We start from the raw sequence: 9645 nt of genomic DNA, 5'->3' as shown, positions 1-9645 counted from the left end.
AAATGGCTCCTCGCGGTCCTGGGTGCCGCGCTCTTAGCTGGCGCCATTTTCGCCGCTCGCACCGTCGACCGCCTGGCGCTCGCTTACCTCACCGGGCAGAGGAGGGTGGCCGGCCAGGATTTCTCAGGCGACAACCTCCCTCTGGATGGGCCCGTCCCCGGCTACGCGTTTCTCGGAATCACGAGACCGTCCGAGGAACCCCCGGGGATGGTCATTGCCCGGCCCTGGGAAATGGCTCTCGAGATCGGCCTCCGGCCCGGCGACGTCATCACCTCGGTCGAGGGTTCGACTTTTCGCTCGTCGAACGAGCTGATGCAGTTTCTCGTGAGGAACCACGGGGCGGGGGACGTCGTCTCGCTCACGGTGGTGCGAGACGCCGAGCCTCCGAGAGAGCTCTCGCTGAAGCTCAGGGCTTTCGTGAGGCACCCCGGTGATCTGGGGCTCCCTTACGAGGAGATCGAGATCGAATCGAGGAGCGGATATCACCTGCGCGGCTGGCTCGTTCCTCCGCCCGAGCGAAGCGACGGACGTCTGGGTGTGTTCGTTCATGGGGCCAACGCCTCGCGTTTTCAAGCGCTGGAAAACGGCGCGAAGCACTGGTACCGTCGGGGTTACGGCCTGATCTCGATGGATCTCAGCGGTCGCGGAAATAGCGGAGGCGAGTACATCACGTACACGGTGAACGAGCGCCTCGATGTTCGGAGCATCCTCGAGTGGGCTCGGTCGCGTGAACGAATCGACCCGAAGAAAGTCGTCCTGTTCGGCACCTCGAACGGCGCAGCCGCGTCCATCTATGCCGCGGCGGGCGACGAGGAGTTACCGGCACTCGTCGTGGACGCTCCGTATGGAGACCTCTGGGACGCGGCGGGACATATGCTTCGATCGCGAGGGACTCACCCGGCGTTGAGATACCCTTTGTTCGTAGCGGTGCGTCTTCGGGCCGGCATCGACCTCTGGAACGTGCGCCCCCTCGACGTCGTCACCGAGGTCCTGGCCCCGGTTCTCTTCGTCCACGGTGACGCCGATCGCCAGGTTCCGGTGACGCACTCGCAGCAGATGCACGAGGCCCGCAACCGAGCGGGCCTTCCGAGTGAGCTCTGGGTGCTTCCCGGGGGCGAGCACGGCTTCGATAATTACCCGCCCGAGGGGATCTTCTGGGGCCGGGTGATCGATTTCTACGACCGCGCGCTCGGAGGTCCTCCTGGCGAATGGGATTTGACTTCGGGATCATGAATCTCAAGGACTTTCTCACGACCGAAGGACGGTTGAAGTTCCGCATCGAGCGAAACACGAAGAAGCTTCTCGAGCGATACGCGCAGCACGATATGCGCATGGAAGCGGCGGAAAAGCTTCGGGCCATCGGAACTCCCGAGGCAATCTACGGCCTGGCGCGTCGTTTCTCGGCGACCTCGGAGAACCTCGGGATCGACCAGGAAGAAAAAAAGGCGATCCAGGACCTGCTGGTCGCTTTCGGCGACGAAGCGGTGGAGCCCTTGAAGCGCTATATCCGCGGCCACGACAAGGTGACGTGGGCCATCGACGCTCTGGCCCGGCTCGTGTCGAACGACGCGCTCGTTCCATTCCTCTTCGAGGTGCTGAAAGACGGTGATCCCGTACGCATCCGGGGTGAGAAAGCGACCCAGATCCTCAAGGCACTGGAGAATCTGGGCGAGCCCTCGGCGGTCGAGCGAATCCTTCCCTGCCTGAAGAGTCCGGACGATACCGTCCGCTATGCCGCAATAGAGTGCCTGCAGGCCTACGGCGACGAGCTGTCCCGCGAACCGTTGCTCGAGGCGCTCGTCGACCCTCGGGAGGACTCGGTTCGGGTCAAGATCCGGATCGGAGAGGCGTTCGAGAAGCTCGCCTGGGACGTGAAGGGCTATCGCAAGAAGGTAGAGGCCGCGTTGCCCGAACCGTTCCGCGTCAACTCCAAAGGCCGAGTGACCCGTTAACGCCCTATCCCCCTTCTTGCACCCGGACCAGGCGATTGCATGTCCCCTCCAGTGATGGTATTCGCGCCCGGTGAGCGTTCCCTATTCCACTGTTCTCGTCATCATTCTCTATCTCGCCGTCATCACGACGTTCGGCTCCTGGCTCGGCCGCAAACGCAAATCGGTGAGCGATTACTTTCTCGCCGAGAGAAGCGTCCCGTGGTGGGCAGTCGCCGCGTGCATCGTGGCCACCGAGACGAGCGTGCTGACCTTCACGAGCGTTCCCGGCTTCGCCTACACGGGCGACTGGAGCTTTCTTCAGCTCGCGTTCGGGTACATCGCGGGCCGGCTGCTGATCGCCGGGTTTCTCATTCCCGCTTACTTCGAAGGGAGGGTCTTCACCTCCTACGAGCTGCTCCATCAGAAGTTTGGCAGCTCGGTGAGGAGCGTGGCGGCGAGCGTTTTCCTGGTGTATCGGACCCTCGCCGATGGCATCCGCCTCCACGCAGCCGCGCTCGTCGTCGCCATCGCGATCGGGGTCCCGGAGACCTACTGCGTCCTGCTGCTCGCGGCGGCGATGATCCTCTACACCGAGGAGGGGGGAGTCAAAGCGACGGTGTGGACGGACGTCGTGCAGATGATCGTCTACGTTTTCGGTGCCTTCGTAATTCTGGACGCCGTCGCTTCCGGTCTCGGCGAGCCGGGCATTCGATCGGCGCTCGGTTCCGCTCGCGAGTCGGGGAAGCTTCGAGTGCTGGTGATGTCCCTCGATCCGGGAACAACCTATACCCTGTTGTCGGGATTCGTCGGCGGCGCGTTTCTGACTCTCGCCACCCATGGGACGGACCACTATCTCGTGCAGCGCCTCCTGGTCGCTCGGAGCGCGAGAGCCGCCTCCGTTGGTCTCGTCGTGTCGGGTTTCGTGGTGCTTGCCCAGTTCGTGCTGTTCCTCTTGATCGGAACGCTCTTGTTCGAGCACTACTCCGGAAGGGCCTTTCCCCGGGGCGACGAGGTGCTTCCCCACTTCATTGCCGAGTCGTTGCCGGGACCGGTGCTCGGCTTCATTCTCGCCGCGGTCGTGGCCGCGGCCCTTTCACCGTCTCTCAATAGCCTCGCTTCCACGACTCTAAAGGACTTCTACCTGCCTTACGTCGATTCCGATGCTTCGGAGCGGAAGCAGATCCGGCTGGGGCGCATCTTCACCGTCTTCTGGGGTGTGGCTCAAACTCTGGTAGCCCTTTACGCGCAGCGGGCGCCCTCGGCGCTGGAGGCGGGTCTCGCCGCCTTGTCGTTCGCGTCGGGACCCACGGTCGGGGCCTTTCTCATGGCGATTGCCAATCGCAACCTGCGCAGCCTCGGGGTGCTCATTGGAATGGGCATCGGGCTCGTCACCCCTTTTCTCATGAATCACTGGACACCGGTGGCCTGGACCTGGAATGTGGCGATCGGTGCCGCGGTGACGTTTGCGGTCGGGAATACGGTCAGCGCCGCGTTACGATGACGATCATCTGCGCCGTCCAGCCGTCGGGATCGTTCCCGTCCTCGTCATGAGGCCAGTCGCGGCCAGCTCCATGACGGCCGTCGATGGCCCAACCGTCGTTATCCGCATCGTTGAAGAAGCGCATGAGGTTCTCTCTCGTTTCGTCGAAGGCGGATCGGTAGTCGGTGTCGGTGAATTGGTCGTCGATTCTGTCGATGCTCGCCTGCAGCTCGAAACGCCCGCCTTCGTTGTTCAGGATCGTGGTGCCCTCTGCGAGATCTTCCACCCCGAGCAGGATGCGGCCGATCCGATCGTCCCCATCGTCTCCGCGGGTCCATTGCGCGAGCTCACCGGCGCTGCGGTAAACGGTAAGGAGCGTAGAGACCCGATAAAGCGAGGAGGGAGGGGGATTCGGGGGAGGGGAACCTCCGGGCCTCGTCGGGCTATCGCCGCAGGCGACGAGCACCAGTCCGGCGAGAGATGCCGTGATGAAGGACCGTCTCATGGTTGATGTCGAACGAGAGCCCTAAACGTAGCAATTCGGCAGGCCAACTGGCAATCTTGCCGGCGCACCGCGAGAACTTTCGACGAGCGTCATCCCTTCTCCCGTACGAGGGGAACGAAGACGACGGGGATGATTTCATCCGTCGTCGTGGATTCATCTCTCGCCTTGCGGATGCGCAGAAGCTTCTGAACGGTCGACTGCTCTCCCACTGGAATCACCATGACTCCGCCCGGCCGGAGCTGCTCCACGAGCGGAGGGGGCACTTCGGGCGGCGCGGCGGTCACGAGTATCGCGTCGAACGGTCCCTTCTCCTCCCAGCCGATGTAGCCGTCTCCGGTTTTGACGGTCACGTTGCCGTAGCCCAGCTCGGAGAGCCGCTGCCGCGCCGAGGCGGCGAGCTCGGGTCGGATCTCGATGCTATAAACCTCGCGAGCGAGCTTCGAGAGGATTGCGGCCTGATATCCAGAGCCGGTTCCGATCTCGAGCACGACGTCTTCGGTATCGACTTCGGCTAGCTGGGTCATGAGCGCGACGATATAGGGTTGCGAGATCGTCTGGCCTCCCCCGATGGGGAGGGCATGATCGACGTAAGCACTGAGCCTCAGAGCCGCGGGAACGAAGAGGTGGCGTGGCACGGCGGCCATGGCCTCGAGCACGGCCGAATCCGTGATGTCGCGTCCCTTCAGGTGTTGCTCGATCATGGTTCGGCGCGCCGCGTCGTAATCGTCCTGGGCCGAGCATCGGCCAGCCAGGAACATCATCAAGAATGCGCCGACCGGTCGAACCAGGTGATGGAGAGGGACTCCTGAAGTCACGAGCCTTATAGTACTCTGGATCGAGCTCGGGGGCAGTTTGGCGGTGATTTCAGAACGAGATACGAAATGAAACGGGTCCCAGGAATTGTTCTCGTGAATGTCGATCCGATGAGCTCCGCGGCTTGTCCTCGAGGCCATTTCCTCATCGGCCAGAGGGAAGGCCTTTGACCGGGCCGGGTTGTCGGATCGATTCGGGCTTCGGCCTGCTGGACTCGATGTCGGTCGGGCGAGGAGACATCGTGAGTGTGGTGGGCGCCGGAGGAAAGACCACACTCGTGTACGCGCTTGCCATCGAGCTGAGAAAACGCGGGCTGTCCGTCGTGGTGACCTCAACGACGCATATGCAGATGCCGCCCAGGGCGACGACCGCGCCACCGCTCGTGGTCGCGGAGGAGGAAGACAACTGGCTCACGACGCTGAAGACCCGTATCGCCCGTTACGGAGCCGCCACTTTGGTGGAGCGCAGGCAGCGTGACGACAAGCTCGAGGGAATCGACGTCGTGACGGTCGACCCGCTGAGGTCTCTCGCCGACACGATTCTCATCGAGGCGGACGGAGCGAGGAGTCGATCGCTCAAGACACCCGCCGCTCACGAGCCAGTCGTGCCCGACGAGACCACGATCGCCGTCGTTCTCGCGGGAATGGACGTGCTCGGCTCGACTTTGGACGAGGAGCACGTTCACCGGCTCGACCACGTGCTGCGGCTGACGGGAGCCGCCCGCGGGGACCGCGTCTCCGAGACGATCATCGCCGACTGCATCATCGACGGGTATCTCCCGAGGCTTCCGCGACGCGCGCGTCCCGTTGTTCTCCTCAACAAAGCATCGGAGGATCGCCTCCAGGCGTCGGAGACCCTGGCAAGAATGTTGGTCGATCGCGGGGCGGCCGAAGTCCTCTTTGGCGAGGCGCTGAAACCCCATCAGTGTTTCTATCGCGTGAAAGCTCACCGATGAAGCTCGGCATCCTGCTTGCGGCTGGTGCGTCCACTCGCATGCGCCGACCCAAACTCGAGCTGCCCCTCGAGGGGTCATCGATCCTCGGAGCGAGCGTCGCGGTCTTGCTCGCTTGTCCGTTCGAGCGCGTTCGGGTCGTCGTCGCTCCGGGCACGAACCCCTTGCTCGACGAAGACCCGCGGCTCGAGATCGTACTCAACCCCGAGGCCGGTGAAGGAATTGCGAGCTCGATCCGGGCGGGCCTTGGCGTTTTGGGAGAACAATGGGCCATCGCCGCCATCGCGCTCGCCGATCTTCCTCTCATCCGTTCCGCGACGGTGAGAAAGCTGCTCGAGGTCGCCGACGAAACCGGTTCGCCGATTGTCTACCCAACCTATCGCGGTGAGCAGGGCCATCCCGTGCTGTGGGGGCGGGAGCTCTTCGACGAGCTTCGCGCGCTCCGCGGCGACAGGGGCGCCAAGTCATTGCTGGCAATGTATCGCGACCGAAGCGTAGCGGTTCCAGTGGACGACCCGGGAGTGTGTCTCGACATCGATACGCCCCAGGACTATGCTAAGGCGTTGAAGTCTCTAGCGGGGTGATGACAAACACAGCCCACCCTGCGCGAGCGGAGCGTTCGACTTCGCCAAGGCTTCGTCGAAACCGCGACGAAGCCCGAAGGGCGCAGACGGGATACTGGCGCGAGAACGAAAGCATTGAGCCACCGACCCAAGTCCGTATTCTTCGAGCTCGAGCAGGCCATCCAGAGAGGTGAGGCGGTCGCCCTGGTCACCATCCTGGAGACGCGCGGGTCGACTCCCCAGAAAGCCGGCGCCAAGATGGTGGTCGGCCGCGACGGTCGCCTCAAGGGAACGGTTGGCGGCGGCTGCGTCGAGAGCGAGATCCTGAGGCGTGCCCAACGGGCGATCGAGACGCGACGATGCGAGATCGGCAGCTATGATTTCAACGCCGATGAGGACGAGAACGGTCTGATCTGTGGAGGCAGCATGAAGGTGTTCATCGAGCCGGTTCTCCCACCACCCCGCCTCTACGTGATTGGCGCGGGCCACGTTGCCATGCCCGTGGCCCAAATCGCCAAGATAGCCGGGTTCGAGGTGGTCGTGCTCGACGACCGCATGAAATACGCGAACGAGGAACGATTTCCCGAGGCCGACATCGTGAAAGCGGGACCCATTCCCCAGCTCGCCAGGGAGTTTCCGTACGGTGACAACGCCTACGTCGTGATCGTTACCCGCGGCCACAAGGAAGACGAGGAAGCCCTCAGAGCATTCATCGAGGAGGACACGGCCTACATCGGTCTCATAGGAAGCGTTTCCAAGATCGAGAAGATCTTCCACCGGCTCGAACGTGACGGGGTGTCGCGGGAGCGCCTCGATCGCGTCCACTCCCCGATGGGCCTCGACCTCGGTGGATCGACCCCGGGAGAGATCGCGGTCTCGATCGTCTCCGAGCTCATCGCGGTTCGGTACCAGCGTACGGGAAAATCGATGAAGTTCACCGAGCGCCAGGAGTTCTTCGGCAGAGTCTAGTACTTTTCCGGCGGACCAGCGGTCGCCTTCAAAGGTTCCTCGTCCCGCGACTCGCGCAGGATGCGCACGCCGGCGCTCGCGCCGATACGGGTGGCACCCGCCTCGACCATCCGTTGAGCGGTCTTCAAGTCGCGCACGCCTCCAGCGGCTTTCACCCCGAGCTTGGGCCCGACGACTTCCCGCATCAGGGCCACGTCTTCGACCGTGGCACCCCCGGGGCCGAAACCGGTCGACGTCTTGACGAAGTCGGCTCCAGCGGCCGCGGCTATAGCGCAGGCTTTGATCTTCTCCTCCCGGGTCAGCAACGCCGCTTCGATGATGACCTTGCTCGTCGCACCCGCCTCGCGGCAAGAGCGCGTCACGCCGCGGATATCTTCTTCTACGGTCCGGTAGTCCCGGGACTTCAAGGCTCCGATGTTGATCACCATGTCGACTTCAGAAGCCCCGTCGAACGTCGCTCTTCGGGTCTCGTAAGCCTTGACGTCGGCGGTGTTCGCGCCGAGAGGAAACCCGGCAACGGTGCAGACTCCGACCTTCGTGCCTTGCAGAACCCGAGCGGCCAGCCGCACCCAGGTCGGCTGGATACACACGGTTACGAAACCGTGGTCGATGGCCTCGGCGCAGAGTTGTTCGATCTGCTCCTCGGTCGCGTCGGGCTTCAAGAGCGTGTGATCGATGAGCGCGGCGAGGTCGGCGTGCGGGGCGGAGGCGTTCAGGCCGAGCCGCTCGGCGCCCCGCTCGATCAGAGGCCGCATCTCGTCGGGACAATAGCCACCGGTGAGACGATGGCAGCGGCAGGGCAGCAGACGTTGCTCGGGGCGGTCGAGCCGGGCCATCACCGCGTCGGTGATGGCGTCGGTCAGGCGATCGAGATCCATCGTCGACTCAGGCGGGACGAGAGTACTTGCTCTCGACCGCGACGATCTTCGCTACCCGGGCGCGGTGGCGCGGCTCGCTGTGCTCGGCGGTGAGAAACGCCGCGACGATCTTTCGCACGTTCTCGAGCGGCGTGTTGCGCGAACCGAGGGTGAGCACGTTCACGTCGTTGTGCTCGCGGGCGTTCCGGGCTCCCGCCTCGTCGTAGCAGGCCGCCGCTCGGACTCCCGGAACTTTGTTAGCGACGATCGCCGAGCCCATCCCCGCCCCGTCGACGACGATGCCCTGTCGGGCATGGCCGACGGCGACGGCGAGCGCGACCGCATGGGCGAAATCAGGATAATCGACGGGCTCGTTCGAGTGGGTTCCGTAGTCCTGGAATTGCGCTCCGACCTCGAGCAAGTAGCCTTTCAAGGTCTCCTTGAGCTCGAAACCCGCGTGGTCGGAACCGAGCGCGAGTCGAACCGGCTCGATCGCCGGCCGATCGGCCTTCGTCTCGACGAGGCGGATCTTGCGTCGCTCGACCCACTCGCGCGCGACGTCGGTGAGGATCGTGTCCGAGGTTACATCGAGCAGGCTCCCCTCGGGCAGCGCGCGCACGTCATCTCCGGTGAGGATCCTGCGCCGGGCCACATCGACAATCTATAGTGTCGGTGCTTTTTCATGCAAGCCCTCTAGTCTGCTCAGTGCCGTGGCGGGACCCGTGATCGATCGAGCCGCCACGGCTCGGGCTGTTTACGGCGCGGCAGGCGCGCCGGGCTCGCTCCGCTCGCGCAGGCTGGACTGTATTTTTTCATCAGCCTGCAAGTCTGCTCAGTGCCGTGGCGGGATCCCGTCCGAACGTGGCGCGAGGCCACATCGGCAGCATAGAGGTTAAGATGCATTCGATGCTGGCGCTCTTTCTCGCAGTCTCGGTACGCTTCGTGGACGGAACCGATGCGGCGGGTCTCTACTTCACCCACGAAAACGGGAAGACCGAAGCAAAGTATCTGGTCGAGACGATGGGCTCCGGAGGGGGGTTCTTCGATTACGACGACGACGGCGATCTCGACCTGTACCTGGTGAACGGCGCCCAGCTTCCCGGATCGCAGCCTTTGCCCGCGCCACCGGGTAACGCGCTGTACCGAAACGATGGCGGGGGAGCGTTCACCGAAGTGACGGCGGAAGCGGGGGTCGGTGACACGAGCTACGGGATGGGGATGACGGCGGGCGACGTCGACAACGACGGCGACCTGGATCTCTACGTGACGAACTTCGGAACCAACGTGTTCTATCGGAACAATGGCGACGGCACTTTCGCGGACGCCACCGAACGGGCCGGTCTGGAGGCCGGGGGGTTCAGCACCAGTGCGGCGTTTGCCGACTACGACGGGGATGGCTTTCTCGATCTCTACGTCGCTCGCTACGTGGACTTTGCCCTCGACAACCACAAGTTCTGCGGCAATCAAGCGAGAAAGATCCAGGCTTACTGCCACCCCGACGTCTACAACCCGGTCCCGGGCATCCTGTTTCACGGCAAGGGTGATGGAACGTTCGAAGACGTGACCCGGTCGGCC

General features: G+C 63.7%; 11 protein-coding genes. 7 read left to right on the top strand and 4 right to left on the bottom strand.

Annotated features, from left to right (window positions below; genetic code table 11):
- The 3 genes from VEK15_07975 to VEK15_07965 form a co-directional block, all read left to right on the top strand.
- A partial coding sequence (locus VEK15_07975) for a CocE/NonD family hydrolase (GenBank protein HXV60615.1) occupies positions 1 to 1233 on the top strand: 1233 nt, incomplete at its 5' end.
- Positions 1230 to 1952 (top strand): HEAT repeat domain-containing protein, encoded by a 723-nt coding sequence (locus VEK15_07970; protein HXV60614.1) that lies wholly within the window; start codon positions 1230 to 1232, stop codon positions 1950 to 1952. The genes VEK15_07975 and VEK15_07970, both read left to right, overlap by 4 nt.
- 70 nt (positions 1953 to 2022) lie before the next feature.
- Positions 2023 to 3432 (top strand): sodium/solute symporter, encoded by a 1410-nt coding sequence (locus VEK15_07965; GenBank protein HXV60613.1) that lies wholly within the window; start codon positions 2023 to 2025, stop codon positions 3430 to 3432.
- On the opposite strand, the gene VEK15_07960 is transcribed toward VEK15_07965, so the two are convergent.
- Positions 3413 to 3916, bottom strand: coding sequence for a hypothetical protein (locus VEK15_07960; protein ID HXV60612.1), 504 nt, complete (start codon positions 3914 to 3916; stop codon positions 3413 to 3415). The two genes, VEK15_07965 and VEK15_07960, sit on opposite strands and share 20 nt — an antisense overlap.
- An 89-nt stretch (positions 3917 to 4005) precedes the next feature.
- On the bottom strand, positions 4006 to 4731 hold the full coding sequence (locus VEK15_07955; GenBank protein ID HXV60611.1) for a protein-L-isoaspartate(D-aspartate) O-methyltransferase: 726 nt from the start codon (positions 4729 to 4731) through the stop codon (positions 4006 to 4008).
- 215 nt (positions 4732 to 4946) lie between these two features.
- Between VEK15_07955 and yqeC the strand changes: the two genes are divergently transcribed.
- The 3 genes from yqeC to VEK15_07940 all read left to right on the top strand — a co-directional run bounded on the left by yqeC (position 4947) and on the right by VEK15_07940 (position 7213).
- Positions 4947 to 5684 (top strand): selenium cofactor biosynthesis protein YqeC, encoded by a 738-nt coding sequence (yqeC, locus tag VEK15_07950; protein HXV60610.1) that lies wholly within the window; start codon positions 4947 to 4949, stop codon positions 5682 to 5684.
- Positions 5681 to 6265, top strand: a complete 585-nt coding sequence (locus VEK15_07945; protein ID HXV60609.1) for a nucleotidyltransferase family protein — start codon at positions 5681 to 5683, stop codon at positions 6263 to 6265. Before yqeC ends, VEK15_07945 begins: the two co-directional genes overlap by 4 nt.
- A 114-nt stretch (positions 6266 to 6379) precedes the next feature.
- Positions 6380 to 7213, top strand: coding sequence for an XdhC/CoxI family protein (locus VEK15_07940; GenBank protein ID HXV60608.1), 834 nt, complete (start codon positions 6380 to 6382; stop codon positions 7211 to 7213).
- Here the strand turns inward: VEK15_07940 and deoC are convergent.
- Both deoC and rpiB read right to left on the bottom strand, forming a co-directional pair.
- Positions 7210 to 7929, bottom strand: coding sequence for a deoxyribose-phosphate aldolase (gene deoC / locus VEK15_07935; protein HXV60607.1), 720 nt, complete (start codon positions 7927 to 7929; stop codon positions 7210 to 7212). The two genes, VEK15_07940 and deoC, sit on opposite strands and share 4 nt — an antisense overlap.
- Positions 7930 to 8098: 169 nt before the next feature.
- Positions 8099 to 8722: a ribose 5-phosphate isomerase B gene (gene rpiB / locus VEK15_07930; GenBank protein HXV60606.1), complete on the bottom strand. Its 624-nt coding sequence runs from the start codon at positions 8720 to 8722 to the stop codon at positions 8099 to 8101.
- A 245-nt stretch (positions 8723 to 8967) separates the two neighbouring features.
- On the opposite strand from rpiB, the gene VEK15_07925 reads away from it, so the two are divergent.
- On the top strand, positions 8968 to 9645 hold a 678-nt coding region (locus VEK15_07925; protein ID HXV60605.1), incomplete at its 3' end, for a VCBS repeat-containing protein.

Source organism: Vicinamibacteria bacterium (assembly GCA_035620555.1).
In the GTDB taxonomy this organism is placed as follows: Bacteria; Acidobacteriota; Vicinamibacteria; order Marinacidobacterales; family SMYC01; genus DASPGQ01.
The sequence above is the reverse complement of the archived record's forward strand: the minus strand, read 5'-3'. Positions and strand labels throughout refer to the sequence as shown.

What these genes read in the sequence shown, in the direction of transcription:
- VEK15_07970 (HXV60614.1), top strand. Translation starts at nt 1,230, where the DNA reads ATGAATCTCAAGGACTTTCTCACGACCGAAGGACGGTTGAAGTTCCGC.
- VEK15_07960 (HXV60612.1), bottom strand. Translation starts at nt 3,916, where the DNA reads ATGAGACGGTCCTTCATCACGGCATCTCTCGCCGGACTGGTGCTCGTC.
- yqeC (HXV60610.1), top strand. Translation starts at nt 4,947, where the DNA reads ATGTCGGTCGGGCGAGGAGACATCGTGAGTGTGGTGGGCGCCGGAGGA.
- VEK15_07945 (HXV60609.1), top strand. Translation starts at nt 5,681, where the DNA reads ATGAAGCTCGGCATCCTGCTTGCGGCTGGTGCGTCCACTCGCATGCGC.